Genomic DNA, 20,274 nt, shown 5'->3' with positions numbered 1-20,274 from the left:
TCCGGACCGGGGATCGCTGCCTTGATGGAAGTATTCTGGTTGCCGGGCGGGGAAAAGTACCTACCCCGGTGGAGTAGGGGTAGGGGTAGGTACGGGCGAGGGTGGCGAGGGTGGCCTGCGCGGCCGGTGCCCTAGCGGGTGGGGTGGGCGTGCTGCGGTTGCGCGGTCTTGTAGTCGCGCATGCGGGCAACCGCTTCGTCGCGGCCCGACACGTCGAGCTTGCCGTAGATGTTCTTCAGGTGCCACTTGACGGTGTCCAGCGAAACGCCGAGCACCCGTGCGATCTTCTTGTTGGGCAGCGCCTGCGCAAGCAGGCCTAGCACTTCGTTCTCGCGTTCGCTGAGCGTATCGGTCACCGGGTGAGCCGGAAGGGACACGGACGGCGCCGCCTCCTGCCCGGCCGGTGCCGTCGCCGCCATCAGCCGCTGCGCGTAGAAGCCAAGCACCGGGTCGAACCCCTGCTCCGCCGGCAAGCCTTCGAGCCTGTCACGCAAGCGCGGCGATACATCCAGCAGGCTGCGCATCAGCCCGAGCCGATGCCCCAGGCGCAGCGCTTCGACGAGGTGCCCGCGGGCGCCTTCGGGATTGCGGCGGCCTTGTTCGGCAAACGCCATCTGCAGCCGCAGGCTGGCCACCCGGCACCAGCGTCCGCCGGCTTCGGAGAGCGCGTTGAGCGGCGTGAGCCGCGCCATGGCGCCGTCGAAATCATTGCGGTGCAGGCACATGCCGATACGCGCCATCTGCGCGCAGACGCTGATCTCCCAGGCGGTGCTGCGGGCCGCGCCCGCATAGCGGGCAGCGAGCGCTTCCAGGCGCAACAGGCTGGCGTCCGCCTCGTCGATCTCCCCCTCTTCCAGCAACCAGCGCGAGCGCAGGCAAAGCGCGTTCGCCAGCAGGCGGTCGACACGATGGCGCGCCGCATAGTCTTCCAGACGCTCCAGGCTGGCCCGCGCCTCCAGCCGGCGCCCGCCCTGCCAGTGCGCGTTGGCCAGCACCATCAGGCCGCGCAGCACGGTATCCGGGATCGAGACGCGCTCCAGCACGTCGATCCGCTTTTCCAGCAACTCGCGCGCGGCATCGACATCGTTGAGTTCGTAGAGCGCCTCGCCAAGCAGCGCCGCGGCCATGCAGGCAATGCCGATGTAGGCCGGGCCCTGCTGCTCGGCCTGCGCCAGCACGTCGCAGAAGATGCGCTCGGCCAGCAGGAACTGTCCCTCGGCCGCATGGGTCATGCCGCCCATGCAGCGTCCCAGCAGGACGCCGCGCGGCGCGCCTCCATGCAACGCGCCCTCCTCCAGCACCTTGCGCGCCTGCTTGTACTCGCCGCGGTGGATAAACATCCACGACAGCACATTGCCGCGCCCCGCGTAGGTGAAATCGTCGGCGTCGGACGGCACGCGCTGCAGTTCCGGCAGCAAGGCCACCACCAAGTCGGTGTCGTCGCGCTGCAGCGCCAGCCCGCCGCGCAGCAGTGCCAGCGCATAGCGCTGCCTGGGGCCGAGCCGTTCGTGCTGCGACGCCATCTGCTCGATGCTCTGCGTCAGCGCATCGATCTCGCCGGCATACATCTGCAAGTGGGCCAGCACCAGATGCAGGTCGAAGCGCGCCGTGACCTGTTCCGGCGGCAGCTGCCGCACCAGCCCCGCGAGCTGGCTGAGTTCCCCGCGCGCCAGCAGGTCGTGCGCGCAGGTTTCCACCAGGTCCGCCGCCGCGGCCGCGTCGCCCGCCCGGACCGCATGGCGCACCGCTTCGTCGATGTGCCCCTGCGCGCCGAACCAGTGCCAGGCCGCCGCGTGCAGCGCGTGCTGCTCCGCCGGCGGCAACTCCGCCAGCCGGGCCAGCAGGACTTCGCGCAGCAGCGGATGCAGGCGGTACCAGGTTTCACCGTCCTGGCCGCCACCGATCTGCGTGATAAAGAGGTCATCCGCGTCAAGCCGGGCCAGCCTGGCCGCGATCTCGCCGGCGGCATCCGGGCGCCCCAGCAGCGTGGCGCACAAGGACGCGCAAAAGCGGTTGCAGACGGCCATGCGCGTCAGCAGGTGCAGATCGCCGCCGGCCAGGCGCACCAGCACCTCGCGTTCGAAATAGCTGGCAAACGCCTGGGCGTCGCGCACCTGCACCCGCGCAAAGCCTGCCCCCTGCTTGCCTTTGACATCGATCGCGAACAGCTGGAGGCCCGCAGCCCAGCCATCGGTCAGCTCGTGCAGCACCTGCGCGTCGCGCCTGTCGATACTGCCAAGCTGTTCGCGCAGGAAACGCTCGGACTCCTCGGCCGTGAAACGCAGGTCGCGCAGGTCGAATTCGGTCGCCAGGCCCTGGTTGCGCAGGCGCGCCAGCGAGAGCGGCAACGCATTGCGCGAGGCCAGGGCCACGTGCAGGTGGGGCGGCGCGTAGTCGAGCAGCCAGCGCAGCGCCTGGAATATCCGGGGATCGTCCAGGAGGTGGACGTCGTCCAGCATCAGCACCAGTTCCCGCCGGCGGCTTGCGATGCCGCGCACCAGCGTGATCACCCAGTGCTCGGCCGCGGACTCGTCGCCGTCGCGCCCCATCAGGATTTCTGCTTCGCGCACCATCGCCGCGTCCACCGCGGCGAGGCTCGCCAGCAGTCCATGGAAGAAGCTGGTCAGGTCGTTGTCTTCGGGCGCCAGCGAGAGCCAGGCCACATCGAAGTCCAGCGTCAGCAGGGCCTGCCGCCAGGCGAGCAAGGTGCTGGTCTTGGCGCTGCCCGCCGGCCCCTGGATCACCACGCAGCGCTGGCGGCGCGCGTCCACCAGGCGCGCCATCAAGGCCTCGCGGGGCATCAGGTGGCGCGCCCCGCGCGGCGGAGTGAGTTTGGTGGGCGTGATTGGCTGGACCGGGCGCTCGGGTGAAGCGCGCGTTCCCGCCAGCTGCTCGCCGGAGTCGGACATGCTGGGAAGCCTTGTAAGCACTGCTTTCCGGGTGGGGGGGGGCAGCGCGCTATCGCGAAGGGATCTGGTGCCTGGATTATAGGGGCCGGATATGCCTCTCCGAGCGCCCGGCGTGGTCCCCTACCCGACGCGGGTAGGTCCGCGCATGGCCGCAATTTGTTCTACTTTGCCCCATGACGCCGGCGGCATTTGCCCGCTCCGGCCCCTTCCAAACCGGCCAGGACGCCGCGCCGCGCCCGGCCAGACCGTTCACAGGATCAGCAATGGGTGTACTAAGCGGCATTCGCGTAGTGGAGTTCGAGGCAATCGGGCCGGGCCCGTTCGGGGCCATGTTGCTGGCCGACATGGGCGCGGACGTGCTGCGCATCGACCGGCCGGTGGCGCCCACCGACCTGGGCCCCAAGTCCGCCACCGGCAAGCGGGTGGACGTCACGGGCCGGGGCCGGCGCTCGGTCACGCTCGATCTCAAGCAGCCCGAGGCCCGCAACGCCGCGCTGGAGCTGATCGAGCGCGCCGACGTGGTGATCGAGGGCTTCCGGCCCGGCACCATGGAGCGCCTTGGCCTGGGGCCGGACGTGGCGCTGGCCCGCAACCCGAAGCTGGTGTACGGGCGCATGACCGGCTGGGGCCAGACCGGGCCCATGGCCGAGCGCGCCGGCCACGACCTGAACTACATCGCCCTGTCGGGCGTGCTGTCCGGCATCGGCCGCGCGGGCGAAGCGCCGGTGCCGCCGCTGAACCTGGTGGGCGACTATGGCGGCGGCGGCATGCTGCTCGCCCTGGGCGTGGTTGCCGCCCTGCTCAATGTGCAGCGCGGTGGCAAGGGCCAGGTCGTGGACGCGGCCATGATCGAGGGCGCCGCGCAGCTTGGCGCCGTGGTCTGGGGTCTGCTGGCTTCGGGCAACTGGCGCGAGCAGCGCGCCAGCAACCTGCTGGAYGGCGGCACCCCCTGGTACGACAGCTATCGCACCAGCGACGGCCACTACATGGCGGTGGGCGCGGTGGAATCGCGCTTCTATGCCGAACTCCTCGAAAAACTCGGCCTGGCCGGCAAAGACCTGCCCAGGCAGCATGACCGCAGCGGCTGGCCGGTGTTGCGCCAGCATTTCGAAGCGGTCTTCCTGACCCGCACGCGCGACGAGTGGTGCGCCATCTTCGAAGGCAGCGATGCCTGCGTGGCGCCGGTGCTGGGCTTCGCCGAAGCGCCCGATCATCCGCAGCACCGCGCCCGCGGCAGTTTTGTCGAAGTGGCCGGCGTGGTGCAGCCGGGGCCGGCGCCGCGCTTTCTCGGCACGCCGTCGGAAGTCACAGGGCCCGCGCCGGCACGCGGCGAACACGGCGCCGCGGCGCTGCGCGACTGGGGGTTCGACGCACAGTCGGTGGCGCGCCTGCGTGAACTGGGCCTTGGTTTCCTGCCCCACGCGTGATGACGGCCCCGCGACGCCGGGCCGCCCTGACCATAGAGTGAATTCCATGTCTCAATCGCAATCTTCCGTGGCGGCAATCCTGCCCCATCGGGATCCGCAAGACCGCGGCGTGCCGGCCGGCTTCGAGCCGCTTGCCGGCGCCAGGGGCTTCATGCGCCATTGTGCCGATTTCTACCTGCACGCGGAGCGGCCGGTGGTGGGCGTGCGCATCGCCGACGAACACCTGAACGCCATCGGCATCGTGCACGGGGGCTTCATGGCCATGCTGGCCGACAGTGCGTTCGGGATCGTCATGGTGCGCCGCTTCGGCACCCTGCAGCCCCGCACGCTGCATCTCAGCGTGGACTATCTTGGCCCGGCACATGCCGGCGACTGGGTGGAGGCGCATGTGGACATGCTCAAGCAAGGCCGGCGCGTCGCCAACGTGAACTGCCGGATCATGGTCGGGGACCGCACGGCGCTGCACGCCGCCGGCGTGTTCTACCTGGGCACCAGCGATGGCCGCCCGGACCAGACGGCAAGGGTTTCGCCACTGGGAGGGCACGCGCCATCCTGAGAGCCATCTCCCGCGCCCCTCCCTTCTGGCGGGGGCGCGCGCATCCTGATCAACGTATGCTGGCCTGAGTCGCCGGCGGTCACGCATGTCTGGCCGCCGGCCCGCAACGAAGCACAAACCGGGCGGCGGGACGGCCCTTTCCGTGTCTCCACCTTGACGGCGCTCGATGCCGGCAGGGTCTTGATCTCCGGCCTCGCGGCCGGAGTTCTTTTTTTCCGGGCCTCAAACACACTGCCTCCGGCCCCAGCCCGTCGCGTCGTGCGTGAGCGCTACCGAAACGCGCGGCGGCGCCCATCGGGTTCACCCGGATAGTGAAATCCCGCCCCGCCAATATGGCTGGTTACAGCCCTTCGCGCATCCCCTACCGTCGCACTTGAGCAGCCCTTCCGGCCAGCACGGCGTGACCACGCCGACCCCTGCCAGGCGGGCACCACTCCCAACTCACCGCGAGGTCATGCCAAATGCGTAAGAAGACTCTCTTTGCCGTTGCCGTTCTTGCCTGGAGCGCGCTTTGCGGCGCGCAAAGCTATCCCGCGCGCACCATCACGTTCGTCGTACCCGCACCGCCCGGCGGCGCAACGGACACCATCGCGCGCGCACTGGCCGACGATATGGGCAAGCGGCTGGACCAGACCATCATCGTCGACAACAAGCCTGGCGCCGCGGGCATGCTGGCCGTCCAGGCGGTGACGCGCGCCGCACCGGATGGCTACACGCTGCTGATCACGCATTCCGCGCCGATCATGAACACACCGTATCTCTACTCGCACGTCTCTTACGACGTGCGGCGCGACCTGGCCTTTGTCTCCGAGATCTGCATCGGCCAGGTCGTGTTCGCGGTCAATAGCAAGATCCCGGTCAAGAACATGCAGGAGTTTTTCGACTGGGCCGCGCAGAACAAGGGCAAGGTCAGCTATGGCTCCTATGGCACCGGCAGTTTCCCGCATCTGCTGGGCGCCTACCTCAACCAGTCCCGGGGGCTCGACATGGCCCATATCGCCTACAAGGGCGAAGCGCCGATGGCGCAGGACATGATCGGCGGCAACATCTCGTGGGCCATCGGCTCGGTCAGCACGCTGGGCCCGCATATCCAGAGCGGGCGCCTGCGCGCGCTGGCGATCGTGGGCAAGCAGCGCGTCAAGGCGTTGCCGAACGTGCCGACCCTTGCCGAGATCGGCCTGAAGGACCAGGAACTGAGCCCGCCCGGCTGGGTTGGCCTGATGGCGCGCTCAGGCACGCCCGCGCCGGTACTGGCCCGCCTGGAAACGGAGGCACGCGCTTCGGTCAACGCCGCGCCGATGAAAGAGCGGCTGCAGATGCTTGCGCTGGAGCCGGTCGGCAGTTCCTCGGCGGAATTCAAGCGCGACTTCGAGACGCTCGAGCCGGTGATGGCGCGACTGATCAAGTCGACCGGGGCCAAGGCTGACTGACCGCCGACTGGCTGTCGGCTGGCCCGCGTTGCGAGGAATCATCTTCCGCATTCGTCAATAGGTACTGACCGCCTCGCCGATTTTCTGCGGGATTAAAACCACCATCGCAGCGATTCACTCCCTTTTGGGTGGGTCGGAAAAAAGGAGCGCCACGCTCTAATGCCATCACGGGATCCGACGAGGAGGCTGGTTCCCGGTGACTCTGAAAACAAGCACAAGGAGAAGACATAGCATGAAAAGAACATTGGTCGCGCTGGCGGCGTTGTGCGCGGTGAGCGGCGCAGCGCAGGCACAATCGAGCGTTACCCTCTATGGCGTGATCGACGCTTCCGTGGAGTACGTCAATCGGGTGGCTGCATCGCCGGCAACACCGAACGTCGGCGGCTACCGTTTCGCGCAACCCAGCGTCGGCGGACTTTCCGCATCGCGCTGGGGCTTGCGCGGCGTGGAAGATCTCGGCGGCGGCAACCAGGCGCTGTTCGTGCTGGAGAGCGGCTTCCAGCCCGATACCGGCAACCTGCAGTCGGGCGTTCTGTTCGGGCGCCAGTCGTTCGTCGGGTTGCAGAACAGCGCTTACGGCAAGATCACGGTGGGCCGCCAGTACACCAGCTTCTTCGATGGCCTTGCCAACTTCTCGCCGCTGCGGTTTGCGGCCACCTATGAACCGGGCATCTGGTGGATGGGCCTGAACTACCGCGAAAGCAATATGGTCAAGTACACCGGCCAGTTCGGCGGGCTCCAGGCCGTGGCGCATTACTCCTTCGGCACCGGCGTCTCGGTACTGAACGCCAGCACGGCGCTGGCCAACGGCGGCGCCGGCGAGACGCCGGGACACTTCAGCGACAACACCGCCTTTGGCGCCTCGCTGCAGTACCTGAGCAATGGATTCGGGGCGTCGCTGGCCTATGACGAATGGAGACCGGCCGTGACCACCGGGCAGCCCGGCACGGTACGCAAGTTTGCCGGCGCCGCGAGCTACGCTACAGGCCCGCTCAAGGTCATGGGCGGCTATCGCTGGAACAAGGCTGACTTCAGCAACGGCAGCACGCTGCTGCGCGACGACTACTGGTGGGCTGGCGTCAACTACCAGGCCACGCCGGCCCTGGGCTTGTCGCTCGCCTACTACTACGCCGACGTGAAATCCGCGCGCGCGGCAGTCGGCGCGCCGCAGACCAACCCCGCCAACATGCAGCAGTACAGCTTTATCGCCGACTACAACTTCACCAAGCGCACGGACGTCTACCTGTCCGCCGGGTACGCGCGTAACGGCGGGTTGAGCTTCGATAGCGCGGCGACTGCCTTCGCGTTCAACTATCCGACGATGACGGGGCAGAAGAGCATGGTTGGCGTCACGGTCGGCGTGCGGCACATCTTTTAAGGTAAGCCTGGCACTGCGGAGCTGACGCGGCGTGAGAGCCCCGCGGTGGTGACCGGCACGGTTGCGCCGCGCGCCCGGCGACACGGTCTTCATCTTCACCCGTGCGGTACAGGGCCCGCGCATGCCGCTTGCCGTACTGAAGCGGCAGGTGCGCGACCTGCCAGTCACGTTCACGCTGGACGATACGCTGGCGCTTTCCCCGGCCAACCGCCTCTCTGGGCATGCCGAGGTCATGTTAGAGGCGCGCATCTCTCCCGGCGGAACCGCGATGCCGCACGCCGGCGACCTGTTTGGGCAAGTCGGTCCGGTTGCTTTGGGAAGCAGCGATGTGCGGATCGTGATCGATAGGACGGCCCCCTAGGTAGCTGGCTCAGCCTGGCTTGCCCGGCAAATTCGTGTCTCCCAGCAGCGCCGCCACGAAACTACTGCGGAAACTGCCCTTCGGATCGCAGGTTCGCCGGTAGGCGTCGAAGGCCTTGGTTCGAACACTGCGGCGCTTCGCGAGATCCTGCAGGAAAACCGGGTTGAATGGCGGCGAGAAGGTCCCGGCAGGTTGACCCGGGTCGTAGAAGCCGAACATCTTGCCGGTATGCGGCATTCCTCCCAGCGCAACCCAGGCTCGCTCGATGTCCGCGAAGAAATGGAGCAGACGGTCGGGGTACTCGGACCCTGCGACGGCCGGCACGTACCCGATAAGGTCCAGATTGACGAAGGTTGCATTGGGGGTGTCCGTGTATGTCCCGGCCAATGCGGTGTTGCCGCCGCGGACGAAGCGGAATTCCATCGGTGCAACCACCAGGAAATCGGTGGAACTCCTGATACGAGCCATCACCGCATCAAGGCCCTGCCAGGCCTTGCCTAGCCCCGCGTCGTCGAGCGCAGGAAGCTCGATGAAATAGGACATGAAGATCACGCGGGAGGCCTTCGTCAGCCATAAGTCAGAGTAGACAGCCGTGGCCTGATCGAAGAGCGTTTCGACAGTCAGGTATCCGGCATCAATGATCGCGCTCGCAGCGGTTGTGATTCCAGCATACTGCGCCGCGATGAGCGGAGGCTCGATGATGGGCTCCAGCGGTATCAGGTAGGGCGCGCCAAAGACATCCTCTCCCGCCAGGGTGCACGCATCCGGGACACTTGGCTTCAGGTTCGGAATCTTCGTCGACGGCGACGCGACCACGTCCCACCACAAGACGAGAAAGTTGCTGTTGTACGGGTTGAGGAAGGACTCAACGCGGTCATGGCCCGCGAGCAGCGTCTTGAACTGGGCGACGAACGCCGTCTCATCCATACACGTAATCCGGCTGTTCTTGCCTGGGCTCAAGGTCGTGGCCCACGGGCGTGGCAATACATCGACGGTGACGGAGGTGACGACCCCCAGCACACCGAGAGAGACGCGCGCGAACTGTAAGGGCGACCAGCCACCCTCCGCCGGAGTCTGTGTGTCGATGGTCTTCACCTGGCCATCCGGGCCCATGATGCTGAACGCCGAGGCCGTTTCCGCGAAGATCGGCGCGTTGATTGTCGCCCCATGCACATCGACCGCCGTCATCCCGCCAAGGCTGAAGAAGCCGCCCGCGGTAACGGTCTTGAGCATCATGTCGTTGGCGGTCAGGAACGCATCCAGTTCATCTTCGCGGACGCCGGTATTCACCGTGACCGTGCCTTCCGCTTGATGCAGCACGATCGACTGGTCGCCGCCGGGACCGAGGTCCTTATAGCAGGAAAGGTCGATGAGCCACTGGTCGGGAGCGGGGGCGAGGCGATTGTCCTCGGCGACCAGCGGCGGCTGCGCATGCCGCTGGCCGGAAACACGAACCGTCGCGCCAGCCTGCACTGCCTGGCGCACGATGCCCTGGAGTTCTGCGCGGCTCGTCGGAGAGAAGTAGTATTCGCCATCGATCGTCATCGTATGAACGATGTTCTGCGCCCAGTTCCTCCACGGCAGTGGCAGAACACGGAAGTCCAGGGTCGTCCCCGTGACCTCATACGCGGCCAGCCTGCCGTTACTCGCCGGCTGCACCAGGGGCGTCCCCCGGTTACTTGCTCCCAGAACCGCGGAAACGTAGGGCGCCACCCCAATCGCGTCTGCCGGGATCCCGATCGACGAAAGTGGAGGACTCACCTTGTACAGGCCGTTGTCGAAGTTGCCACTATTCCAGTCGGAGGTATGCCAACTCCCCTTCGAATCGAACCATTGAATCGAAAAGTTCATCTTGAAGATGCCATTGTTAAGGCAACCAATTTTATTGACTTGTCTCATGGTAATTCCCTCCGGCGATCCATCAGGCTGTTATATGAAAACTGGACGATCGGGCAAGGTGAGGCCCGGCGCCGGCCTCCCCCCGATGACGGATCGCAGGAACGCTGATGCCGGGCCTCACAGAGGAGAGTTTGCTGCCTACTCAATCAGATTGATTGCAAAGCCAATGTAAGTCGTCCCGACTGCATCATATGTTGCGATCTGATTGTTCGGCGCGAAACCAACAAACGGTGTTCCCTGACCGGAAGTCCCGGCCACCGCGTGCCCGTATGGCGTCACAGCCAGCGCATCGGCCGGGACACCGATTGTGTCGAGCGGGGGAGATGTCCTGGACTGCGCCACGGGATAATTTCCGCTGTTCCACTCGGTGGTATTCCACTTGCCGTCGCTACCAAGCCATTGGACGGAAAAATTGAACACGTACCCGCCTTTGTTGTTGACGGTGATCTTCTGGACCGGTCTCATGGTGTGTCTCCTGCTACGGAAAAAGTGTTAAGCGAAAAACGATCAGGATGCCGCTGCGTGGCGTCGATGTTCTTTACGTCYAACCTGACATAATTTTCTCCTTTTTCATTCAGGAACTATGAAATTGTTAAATCTCTCCAGATAGGGAGTCGAATTATTGTTGAATTGACAGGATAGGGTTCCGTGAATAATTGACATTAGTCTTCCCTATTCATGACGGCATATCTTGAACAGAGATACCGCCATGAACAGGGAATCAGACGTCGGGGTCCGGCATTGGGCGCATGTTGCCTCCCACAGAAACCTGGGCGAGATTGCGGAAATCTGCCTTCCGGCAAATGAGGTGACGACTATCGAGTGCGGCGAATCAGCGCGATCGTTGCGGCCGGTGGTTCGGCCCGCGCACCGTAGCCCTGCTGCTTAGCGCCGGAGGATGGGTGTGGATCGCACGCCAGACCGGGCCGTGGTGCGACCCTGGTGCGGTCCCTCATTGGGAAATCGGGTGATCCGCCTGATGAGTTCGTCCACTGCAGCAGTTCCAGTGATCAGGCATACGAAGTCGAGATGATGTTGCACGAGAGAGATTCCATGAAGTTTGATAGGTTCGAACCCGGTAAGCACCGCGCAAGCGCGCACGAAGCCCTTCAGGTGCGCCTCACTAGTGGTTTCTGTGGGCGCCGCCGCCGTGTCCCGGGCTAGCATCATGGTTCCCATCTCGCCGCGTCTTGGAATGCTAGTGCCTGTGGATCAATTCGGAAGTAGAAGATGCTTAAGTCTTACTTGCGTGAGGTGCAAGTGTGCTGCTACCAAGCATTGATCTGCGCATTGCATCCGGCGCTGCCGTTGCCCACATGGGCAACCGCATCAAGGGGATCTCACTTCACTGAGGCACAGGCCCGTGCCTCAGCGAAGTGGCCCACCCGGCGCGCGACCCGCCGATCAGGGTAAGTACCCCCCTGCCCACCCTTGGCCGTTTTACTCAGTCGCCCTACAATTTATCAACCGATCACTAATCGGTCGATCAATAGCAGAGGCAACCATGGCAATCCGCAAACTCGCGCACTTCTCGATCCGCACCACGGACCTCGAGACATCCTGCGCCTTCTACGAACGCATTCTCGGCTTCAGGCAAGGCTATCGCCCGCCTTTCGATTTCCCCGGCGCATGGCTGTACATGGGCGGTGACGAAGGTGACTTCGGCACCGTCCACATCATCGGCGTCGCCCCGGACAACCCCGGCGGGCTGTCCGCCTACCTCGGCGACCGCGCCCTTGCGGCGGCGGGTACCGGCACCCTCGACCACATCGCCTTCCTGGCCACCGGCGTGGCGCAGATGTGGGCAAGGCTGGAAGCCGAGGGCATCCCGTGGCGCGACCGCACCGTCCCCAGCCTGGGCCTGCACCAGGTGTTCATCGAGGACCCTTCCGGCGTCACCATTGAACTGAACTACCCCGCCGCCGAGGTGGCGGGCCTTGAAATCCCGGGCGACGGCGCACGCGCGCCCCTCCCCGCAGTGGCAGGAGACTGACCATGACAGCCCTATCGACACGGCCAAAGGCCATCATCGTGGGCGGCTCGCTGGGCGGGCTGTTCGCGGCCAACCTGCTCGCCCGCGGCGGGTGGGAAGTGGAGGTATGCGAGCGCGTTCCCGAAGCCCTTGCCGGGCGCGGCGCGGGCATCGTCACGCATCCGGAATTGTTCGAGGCCCTGGCCGCCGCCGGGGTCGAGGTGGACGACGCCATCGGCGTGCAGGTGAAGTCCCGGCTGACGCTGGGCCAGGACGGCAGCGTCCTGGCCCAGCGGGAGCTGCCGCAAACGCTGACAGCATGGGGCAAGATGTACCACGTGCTGCGCTCCGCCTTCACCGGAGGCACCTACCGCACGGGCGCCAATGTGGTGTCGGTGCGCAGCGAGCCCGGCCGCGCCGTGGTGATGCTGGACGACGGCTCGATCCATCACGCCGATCTTGTGGTCGCCGCGGACGGCTTCCGCTCCGCGTTGCGCGAGTGCCTGTTGCCCGAGGCCCGGCTCCAGTACGCCGGCTACATCGCGTGGCGCGGCCTGGTGGACGAAACGAGCCTGAGCGAAGCCACGCGCGACATGCTGTTCGAGAAGTTCGCCTTCTGCCTGCCGCCGCGCGAGYAGATCCTCGGCTACCCGGTGGCGGGCCAGGGCAACAGCACCCGGGTTGGCGAGCGCCGCTACAACTTCGTGTGGTACCGCGCCACCAGCGAAGACATGGACCTGCCCAACCTGCTGACCGACGCCAGCGGCAAGCGCTGGTCCGGCGGCATCCCGCCGGCGCTGATCCGGCCGGACGTGCTGGCGAGCATGGAGGAAGCCGCGCTGGCCAACCTGGCACCCCAGTTCGGCGAGGTGGTGGCCAAGGCCGCGCAGCCGTTGTTCCAGCCCATCTTCGACCTCGAGGTGCCGCGCATGGCGTTCGGCCGCGTGGCGCTGCTCGGCGACGCCGCCTTCGTGGCGCGCCCGCACTGCGGCATGGGCGTGACCAAGGCCGCGGGCGACGCCATGTCGCTGGTCAACGCGCTGCAAGCGCATGACAGCGTCAGTGCCGCACTGGAGAGCTACAGCGCCGAGCGCGTGCAGGTGGGTGCGGCCATCGTCCGGCACGCGCGCCACCTCGGCGCCTATATGCAGGCGCAGCTCAAGAACGAGACCGACCGCCAGATGGCCGAGCGCTATCGCACGCCGGAAGCCGTGATGCGCGAGACGGCGGTGTCGACGCGCTTCTGAGCGCGCCGCCGCCCCACGCCAAACCAACCGCCCCCAAACGGAGACAACCTTGGATCACACCGCCCCCACCTTTGCCGCAGCCGCCCGCGAAAGCGCCACGCCCGCCGCGGCCCCACCGAATCCCCTGCTCGCCAATCCGGCATTCCAGTCCCTGGTGCGCGCGCGGCGCAGGTTCGCGTGGGCCCTGACCGCCACCATGCTGGCGGTGTACTTCGGCTACATCCTCACGCTCGCCTTCCGGCCCGCGCTGCTGGGCCGCCAACTGACCCTGGGCCAGCCCATGAGCGTGGGCATTCCCGTGGGCTTCGGCATGTTCGCGGTGACCTTCCTGCTGGTGGCGGTGTACGTGCATCGCACCAACACCGTGTACGACCAGCGGATCAGCGACCTCAAGCAAGGGGCAGCAAAATGAAGCAAACCGCCATTTCCGCCACTGCCGCAGCCCTGCTGCTTGCCGCCCTGCCCGCGTTCGCGGCGCCGGGTCCGGTGGGCCAGGGCATGAACGTCATCGCCATCGCCATGTTCCTGGTGTTCGTCGCCGCCACGCTCCTGGTCACGCGCTGGGCCGCCAGGAGCAACCACAGCGTGGCCGACCACTACGCCGCCGGCGGCAAGATCACCGCCCTGCAGAACGGCTGGGCCATCGCCGGCGACTACATGTCGGCGGCCTCCCTGCTGGGCATCTCCGCGCTGGTCTTCACCAGCGGCTACGACGGCCTGATCTATTCCATCGGCTTTCTCGCCAGCTGGCCGATCATCCTGTTCCTGATCGCCGAGCCGCTGCGCAACCTCGGCCGCTTCACGCTGGCGGACGTGGTCTCCTACCGCCTGCAGCAGCGGCCCATCCGCGCGTTCTCCGCGTCCAGTTCCATCGTCATCGTGCTGCTGTACCTGGTGTCGCAGATGGTGGGGGCCGGCAAGCTGGTGGAGCTGCTGTTCGGTTTCAGCTACACGGCGGCGGTGGTGCTGGTCGGCGTGCTGATGGTGGTCTACGTGTTCTTCGGCGGCATGCTGGCCACCACCTGGATCCAGATCATCAAGGCGGTGCTGCTGCTCGCCGGCGCTGCCTTCATGGCGTTCATGGTCATGAGCCGCTTCGGCTTCAGCCTGAACGCGCTGTTCGCGCAGGCCATCGAGGCCCACGGCAAGCACGCGGCCATCATGAGCCCGGGCGGCCTGGTCTCCGATCCCGTCTCGGCGGTATCGCTCGGCCTGGCGCTGATCTTCGGCACCGCCGGCCTGCCGCATATCCTGATGCGCTTCTTCACCGTCGGCGACGTCAAGGCGGCACGCAAGAGCATTCTCTATGCCACCGGCATCGTCGGCACCGGCTACGCGCTGATCATCATCATCGGCTTTGGCACCATCGCGCTGGTGGCCAGCGATCCGGCCTACCACACGCCCGCTGGCGCGGTGATCGGCGGCGTCAACATGGTGGCCGTGCACCTGGCCCATGCCGTCGGCGGAAACCTGTTCCTCGGCTTCATCTGCGCGGTGGCGTTCTCGACCATCCTGGCCGTGGTGGCGGGGCTGACGCTGGCTGGTTCCTCGGCCATCTCGCACGATCTCTATGCCAAGGTCCTGCGCCAGGGCAACGCCACCGACAAGGAGGAGATGCGCGTCTCCCGGATGACCACGCTCGTACTGGGCGTACTGTCCATCCTGCTGGGTATCCTGTTCGAGAAGCAGACCATCGCCTTTATCGTCAGCCTGACCTTTTCCATCGCCGCCAGCTCGAATTTCCCGGTGCTGCTGCTGTCGATCTACTGGCGCGGGCTGACCACGCGGGGCGCCGTGGCGGGCGGCTCGCTCGGGCTGCTGACCGCGGTGGTGCTGACGGTGCTGAGCCCGACCGTGTGGATGCAGGTACTCGGCCATGCGAGTGCCATCTACCCGTACGAGTATCCGGCGCTGTTCTCCATGCTGGTGGCCTTTGCCGGCATCTACGTGTTCTCGGTCACCGACCGGTCCGCGCGCGGTGCGCGCGAACGCGGCGCCTTCAACAATCAGCTGGTCGATTGCGAGCTCGGGCTGGTCAAGCCGAGGTAGCACCCGTGCCCTGTGCTGCCGGCCGCACTGCCGGCAGCCCGGCCGCGCCTCAATTTATCACCCGATTGGTACAATGCCGCAAGCGCTCCGCACGGGACGTGCCTGCCACAGGTGAACGAATGAAACGAGACGCAACGCCGACCGAGAACGATGCACCGGCCAAGACCGGAAAACGGCTGCTCCCCGAAGAGCGGGAGCAGCAGATCGTGCAGAAGGCCATCGAACACTTCACGCGCAACGGCTTCTCCGGCAGCACGCGCGATCTCGCCAAGCAGATCGGCGTCACCCAGCCCTTGCTGTACCGCTACTTCTCCAGCAAGGAGGCGCTGATCGATCGCGTCTACAGCGAAGTGTTCCAGTGGCGGCCCGACTGGGAACGCCAGATCGCCGACCGCGCCACGCCGCTGACCGAACGGCTGTATGCGTTCTACCTCGACTACGCATCCGTGATCCTGCGCGAGGAATGGATCCGGGTCTTCATCTTTGCCGGCCTCACGCGCGAAGGCATCAACAACAAATACCTCAACAAGCTGCGCAGCAAGGTCTTCCTGCCCGTGCTGGCCGAGGTGCGTGCCGAGTACGGCATCCCGGAGCCGCGCAACGCGGCGGAGCTGGAAGCCGAGGTCGAGATGATATGGGGCCTGCACGCAGCCATCTTCTATCTCGGCGTGCGCAAATGGGTCTACGGCCTCAAGGTACCCTCGGACATCGACGCCGTGATCCGCCGCAAGGTGGACATGTTTCTCCACGGCGCGCCTGCCGTCATGCGTTCCCTGCGCGCGCCCGACAAGCCCGGCAAATAAGTCCCTGCGAGGATAACCGACGCCCCTTTCCGCTGGAGTCTTACCCATGGACAAGCTGCTGGCATTGAAGCTGTTCGTCGAGACGGTCGACGCCAAGGGGTTCTCCTCCGCCGCGCGCCGGGTCAACCTGGCCACGTCATCGGTGACCCGCATGATGGACAGCCTGGAGCAGGAACTGGGCACCGTGCTGCTGAACCGGTCGACACGGCAGGTGACGGTGTCCGAAGCTGGCGCAGCCTATTACCAGCGGGCGCGCAAGATCCTCGACGCGGTGGCGGAAGCCGATGCGCTGATCGCCGACCGCGGCGATACGCCGGTGGGCCAGCTTCGCGTGTCGCTGCCGGTGGCGTTCGGGCGCCGCTGCATCGCGCCGTTCCTCGGCAGCCTGCTCGCGCAGTATCCGAAACTGGAGATGGAGGTAACGCTGACCGACGAGATCGTCGACCTGCTAGGCCAACGCATTGATCTGTCCATCCGCCTGGGCAGCGCCGCGTCGCTCGACGAGGTGGTGGCGCGTCAGATCGGCACGTTCCGGCGCAGGGTGGTGGCAAGTCCGGGCTATCTGCGGCAGCGCGGCATCCCCGCCGCGCCGGCGGAGCTGGCCGGGCACGCGTGCCTGCGCTTCAGCTACGGCGCGGGCCAGCAGATGTGGACCTTCCTGCGCGGCGCCGAGGAAGTCCAGGTGCCCGTTCCGGGCACCTTCAGGAGCAACAACGCCGAAGTGCTGCGCGAACTGGCGCTGGCCGACGGCGGCATCGCCCTGCTGCCCGACTGGCTGGTCGACGAGGATATACAGGGCGGGCGCCTGACCGCCATCCTGGACGACTGGACCGTCAACCCCAACCGCGCCAGCTCGGCCATCTCCGCGCTCTACCTGCCCAACCAGCGCGGCTCGCGGCGCATCGCCGCCTTCCTCGACTTTCTCTCGCGGATTCCCGGCCCGACCGGCGGGAAAGAAGCGGGCGGCTGACCCCCCTTCCCTTTCCCCTTCCCCGCCCCTTGCCCCTTGCTTCCAGCGCAACGCAACGTTGCGCGGCGGCCCGATTCTCCGCCGACGGGTTGGCGCCTAACCTTCAGGTCATCTCTTTTCGAGACGGGCAGCGCGGCGCAAAGGCGAGCCTGCAGCCGCCGCCCCCCATCGCACCTGACGGAGAACCACCGTGACCCACCATCTCTTCACCCCCATTCGCCTCGGCAACCATACCCTGCCGCATCGTGTTGCCATGGCGCCGCTGACGCGCTCGCGCGCCGGCCAGCCCGGCAACGTGCCCACCGCCATGAACGTCGAGTACTACCGGCAGCGTGCCGGCGCGGCGCTGATCGTCACCGAAGCCACGCAGATCTCGCAGCAGGGCCAGGGCTACGCCTGGACGCCGGGCATCCATAGCGAGGCGCAGATCCAGGGATGGCAGGCCGTCAGCGACGCCGTGCACGACCAGGGCGGCATCATCTTCATGCAACTGTGGCACGTCGGCCGCGTTTCGCACCCGGTGTTCCAGCCCGGCGGCGCGCTGCCCGTGGCACCCAGCGCCCTGCCCGTCCCCGGCAAGACCTACATCATCGACGCGCAGGGCAACGGCGCCTGGGGCGACGTGCCGGTGCCCCAGGCGCTGACCCTCGATGGCATCCGCGACATCGTGTCCGACTACCGGCGCGCCGCCCGCAACGCCATGGCCGCGGGCATGGACGGCGTGGAGATCCACGCCGGCAACGGCTACCTGCTCGACCAGTTCATCAATTCCAGCAGCAACCAGCGCGATGACGCCTACGGCGGCAGCATCGAGAACCGGGCACGGCTGCTGCTGGAGGTGGTGGACGCGATCGCGGCGGAGGTGGGGCCCGCGCGCGTTGCCGTGCGGCTGACGCCCATGGGACGCTTCATGGGCATGGGCGATGTGTCGCCCGAAGAGACCTTCGGCTATATCGTGCGCCAGCTCGATACCCGTGGCCTGGCCTATCTGCACCTGGTCGAGCCGGCCATGGTCGGCACGGTCAGGGAAGAGCACGCCGATCCCCGCTGGGACGCAATCATCCAGCAGTTGCGTGGGGCCTACCACGGTGTGCTGATGCTGGCGGGCGGCTACGGGCGCGACAGCGCAGAGCATGCGCTCGCCAGCGGCCGCGCCGACATCATCGCCTTTGGCCGCCCGTTCATCGCCAATCCCGACCTGCCCGTCCGGCTGCGCGGCGGCCTGCCGCTGAACGCGCCCGATGCCTCGTCCTTCTTCGGCGGCGGCGCCGGTGGCTACATCGACTATCCGGCCGCGGCGTGAGCGCGGGGCGTGCGGGGGCTTGGGCCGCAGGCCCGATTGTGGTCAGTCATACCAAGGTCTGATTTCCCTAAACGCATACGCTAGCCGACCCGTCCTGATGGACAGCGGCATAGGCAATGCGGCACACCTATGATGCTGACAAGGCACGGCGCCAGCAGGGACGCTTCGCGGTACTGGAGCATCCGGGCGGCGGGCAGCGGGCAGCGGGTGTGGCGGGGGCTGGCCCCGCCCTGCCGTACAGCGTCTCCTCCTTGCCGGGCCGCGCCTCCAGCATCCCCGGGGCCGGCCGGCTTTTCTTCACGCCGGCTTGCCGCCATCGGGTGCGCCCGGCCTAGCCTTCGGCGTGGCACACGCCCAATTTCTGCGCCATCAGTACCAGATCGGCAAAGGTGCGCGCCTTCATCTTGCGCATCGCCTGTCCGCGGTGGATCTTCACCGTGACCTCGCTGATGCCAATCTCGCCGGCAATCTGCTTGTTCATCAGCCCGGAGACCGCCAATGCCATGACTTCCGACTCGCGCGGCGTCAGGGTCTGGAAGCTGGCGCGCAGCATCTGGAGCCGGCGCATGCCCTCGCGCCGCCGCCGGTCTTTCTCCAGCGCCACCGATACCGCGTCGAGCAGGTCCTGGTCGCGGAACGGCTTGGCCATGAAGTCTTCGGCGCCGGCCTTCATCGCGGCCACGGTCATCGCGATATCGCCGTAGCCGGTCATGAAGATGATCGGCACGTGGATACCCAGCTGCGCCAGGCGCGCCTGCAGGTCCAGTCCGCTCGGGCCGCGCAGCCTGACATCGAGAACCAGGCAGCAGGGCACGTCCGGCATCTGGTACTCGAGCAACTCCGCGGCCGAGCCGAACAATGCAACATTCATGCCGACCGAGCGGAACAGATTGCCGAGCGCGCCGCGCAGCATGGCATCGTCGTCGACGACCAGCACCAATGCGTCGTCCCGAGCGCTCGGCTCGGCGGGCTCCAGGCTTTGGGATGTCACGATCTGCTTCTCCATTCAGCGTCAAAAAAGACCGGCAGGCGCTCGGCCATGCCGGTTGCTGTCCGGGGCTGCGCGGCATCCCCGCCTGGAATCTACGCCGCTGTCTCGCCTTTGTATTGTCAATTTGTGCCGCCGGTTTTGTCTATTGTTGTCTATTGTTCTTTAACCCGTGGTCGACACAATAAAGTTAGCTATCAGGCGCCTTGTGATTACTGCGCCCGCCCTGCCGGCATACACCCCGACGGCAGCCGACTAATACGAACAGACGATAGTGATTTCCTCCGGGCAAGTTTAGCCTTCGCTCGGGTTGCTTGCGCAGAGAGATCCAGCCTCGCTCCCGCGCATCACGGCCGCGCCGCTGCCGTGATCGGGCGCCGCAGCAACCCACCGGGAATCGGCCGTCTGCCGCCAGTGCCGCGTCATGTCTGCACGATCCCGACAACCCAACCTCAGGAAAGAATCATGACCAACGCCAAGCTAGAAGTGCTGACCCCGCAAAACAGCCAGCTGATCTTCATCGACCACCAGCCGCAGATGGCCTTCGGCGTGCAGTCGATGGACCGTCAGGCGATGAAGAACAATGCCGTTGGGCTGGCCAAGGCCGCCAAGATCTTCAACATCCCCACCACCATCACCACCGTGGAGAGCGAATCGTTCTCGGGCTTCACCTACCCCGAGCTGCTGGACGTGTTCCCCAACCAGAAGACGCTGGAACGCACCTCGATGAACTCGTGGGACGACCAGAAGGTGCGCGACGCGCTGGCCGCCAACGGCCGCAAGAAGGTCGTCGTCGCCGGCCTGTGGACCGAAGTCTGCAACACCACTTTCGCGCTGTGCGCGATGCTCGAAGGCGACTATGAGATCTACATGGTGGCCGACGCCTCCGGCGGCACCAGCAAGGAAGCGCACGACTACGCCATGCAGCGCATGGTGCAGGCCGGCGTGGTGCCGGTGACCTGGCAGCAGGTGCTGCTCGAAT

General features: G+C 66.4%; 18 protein-coding genes. 14 read left to right on the top strand and 4 right to left on the bottom strand.

Translation table 11 applies throughout. The features are described from left to right. Nucleotides 1-131: 131 nt before the first annotated feature. Complete coding sequence (locus tag AC1DN0_RS27245) at nucleotides 132-2,909, bottom strand: winged helix-turn-helix domain-containing protein (RefSeq protein ID WP_477111552.1); 2,778 nt, start codon at nucleotides 2,907-2,909, stop codon at nucleotides 132-134. A gap of 263 nt (nucleotides 2,910-3,172) precedes the next feature. On the opposite strand from AC1DN0_RS27245, the gene AC1DN0_RS27240 reads away from it, so the two are divergent. From AC1DN0_RS27240 to AC1DN0_RS27220, 5 genes are all read left to right on the top strand, one after another. Continuing rightward, on the top strand, nucleotides 3,173-4,336 hold the full coding sequence (locus AC1DN0_RS27240) for a CaiB/BaiF CoA transferase family protein (protein WP_477103641.1): 1,164 nt from the start codon (nucleotides 3,173-3,175) through the stop codon (nucleotides 4,334-4,336). Nucleotides 4,337-4,382: 46 nt separating this feature from the next. After that, the gene (locus AC1DN0_RS27235) at nucleotides 4,383-4,892 is read left to right on the top strand and encodes a PaaI family thioesterase (protein WP_441630415.1); all 510 of its coding nucleotides are present in this window, start codon (nucleotides 4,383-4,385) and stop codon (nucleotides 4,890-4,892) included. A 461-nt stretch (nucleotides 4,893-5,353) separates the two neighbouring features. Further along, entirely contained in the window at nucleotides 5,354-6,322 is a 969-nt protein-coding gene (locus tag AC1DN0_RS27230) for a Bug family tripartite tricarboxylate transporter substrate binding protein (RefSeq protein ID WP_441630413.1), read from the top strand. A 232-nt stretch (nucleotides 6,323-6,554) separates the two neighbouring features. Then, complete coding sequence (locus tag AC1DN0_RS27225; RefSeq protein WP_477111553.1) at nucleotides 6,555-7,700, top strand: porin; 1,146 nt, start codon at nucleotides 6,555-6,557, stop codon at nucleotides 7,698-7,700. A gap of 61 nt (nucleotides 7,701-7,761) precedes the next feature. Next, entirely contained in the window at nucleotides 7,762-8,061 is a 300-nt protein-coding gene (locus tag AC1DN0_RS27220; RefSeq protein ID WP_477111554.1) for a c-type cytochrome biogenesis protein CcmI/CycH, read from the top strand. Nucleotides 8,062-8,070: 9 nt separating this feature from the next. Here AC1DN0_RS27220 and AC1DN0_RS27215 read toward each other — a convergent pair whose 3' ends face one another. Both AC1DN0_RS27215 and AC1DN0_RS27210 read right to left on the bottom strand, forming a co-directional pair. Then, on the bottom strand, nucleotides 8,071-9,960 hold the full coding sequence (locus AC1DN0_RS27215; protein WP_441630407.1) for an FAD-binding protein: 1,890 nt from the start codon (nucleotides 9,958-9,960) through the stop codon (nucleotides 8,071-8,073). A 138-nt stretch (nucleotides 9,961-10,098) separates the two neighbouring features. After that, a complete protein-coding gene (locus AC1DN0_RS27210) occupies nucleotides 10,099-10,425 on the bottom strand; it encodes a hypothetical protein (protein ID WP_035874195.1) in 327 nt (108 codons plus the stop codon). 1,039 nt (nucleotides 10,426-11,464) lie between these two features. Here AC1DN0_RS27210 and AC1DN0_RS27205 point away from each other — a divergent pair. The 8 genes from AC1DN0_RS27205 (at nucleotide 11,465) to AC1DN0_RS27170 (ending at nucleotide 18,639) form a co-directional block, all read left to right on the top strand. Continuing rightward, on the top strand, nucleotides 11,465-11,953 hold the full coding sequence (locus AC1DN0_RS27205; protein ID WP_441630405.1) for a VOC family protein: 489 nt from the start codon (nucleotides 11,465-11,467) through the stop codon (nucleotides 11,951-11,953). A gap of 2 nt (nucleotides 11,954-11,955) precedes the next feature. Then, a complete protein-coding gene (locus tag AC1DN0_RS27200) occupies nucleotides 11,956-13,179 on the top strand; it encodes an FAD binding domain-containing protein (protein ID WP_477146151.1) in 1,224 nt (407 codons plus the stop codon). A 49-nt stretch (nucleotides 13,180-13,228) separates the two neighbouring features. Beyond that, nucleotides 13,229-13,591 (top strand): DUF485 domain-containing protein, encoded by a 363-nt coding sequence (locus tag AC1DN0_RS27195; RefSeq protein ID WP_441630401.1) that lies wholly within the window; start codon nucleotides 13,229-13,231, stop codon nucleotides 13,589-13,591. Then, nucleotides 13,588-15,228, top strand: a complete 1,641-nt coding sequence (gene actP / locus AC1DN0_RS27190; protein WP_477111555.1) for a cation/acetate symporter ActP — start codon at nucleotides 13,588-13,590, stop codon at nucleotides 15,226-15,228. Before AC1DN0_RS27195 ends, actP begins: the two co-directional genes overlap by 4 nt. Before the next feature lie 206 nt (nucleotides 15,229-15,434). Continuing rightward, nucleotides 15,435-16,031, top strand: a complete 597-nt coding sequence (locus tag AC1DN0_RS27185; protein ID WP_045242397.1) for a TetR/AcrR family transcriptional regulator — start codon at nucleotides 15,435-15,437, stop codon at nucleotides 16,029-16,031. Nucleotides 16,032-16,077: 46 nt separating this feature from the next. Beyond that, nucleotides 16,078-17,001, top strand: a complete 924-nt coding sequence (locus tag AC1DN0_RS27180) for a LysR family transcriptional regulator (protein ID WP_441630397.1) — start codon at nucleotides 16,078-16,080, stop codon at nucleotides 16,999-17,001. 190 nt (nucleotides 17,002-17,191) lie between these two features. After that, nucleotides 17,192-18,304 (top strand): alkene reductase, encoded by a 1,113-nt coding sequence (locus tag AC1DN0_RS27175; RefSeq protein WP_441630395.1) that lies wholly within the window; start codon nucleotides 17,192-17,194, stop codon nucleotides 18,302-18,304. Nucleotides 18,305-18,420: 116 nt separating this feature from the next. Continuing rightward, nucleotides 18,421-18,639 (top strand): hypothetical protein, encoded by a 219-nt coding sequence (locus tag AC1DN0_RS27170; protein ID WP_477111556.1) that lies wholly within the window; start codon nucleotides 18,421-18,423, stop codon nucleotides 18,637-18,639. Here the strand turns inward: AC1DN0_RS27170 and AC1DN0_RS27165 are convergent. Beyond that, complete coding sequence (locus tag AC1DN0_RS27165; protein WP_441630391.1) at nucleotides 18,636-19,295, bottom strand: response regulator transcription factor; 660 nt, start codon at nucleotides 19,293-19,295, stop codon at nucleotides 18,636-18,638. The two genes, AC1DN0_RS27170 and AC1DN0_RS27165, sit on opposite strands and share 4 nt — an antisense overlap. Nucleotides 19,296-19,757: 462 nt before the next feature. Here AC1DN0_RS27165 and AC1DN0_RS27160 point away from each other — a divergent pair. Next, a partial coding sequence (locus AC1DN0_RS27160; protein ID WP_477146150.1) for a hydrolase occupies nucleotides 19,758-20,274 on the top strand: 517 nt, incomplete at its 3' end.

Source organism: Cupriavidus sp. 05N39 (genome assembly GCF_056397325.1).
The sequence above is the reverse complement of the archived record's forward strand: the minus strand, read 5'-3'. Positions and strand labels throughout refer to the sequence as shown.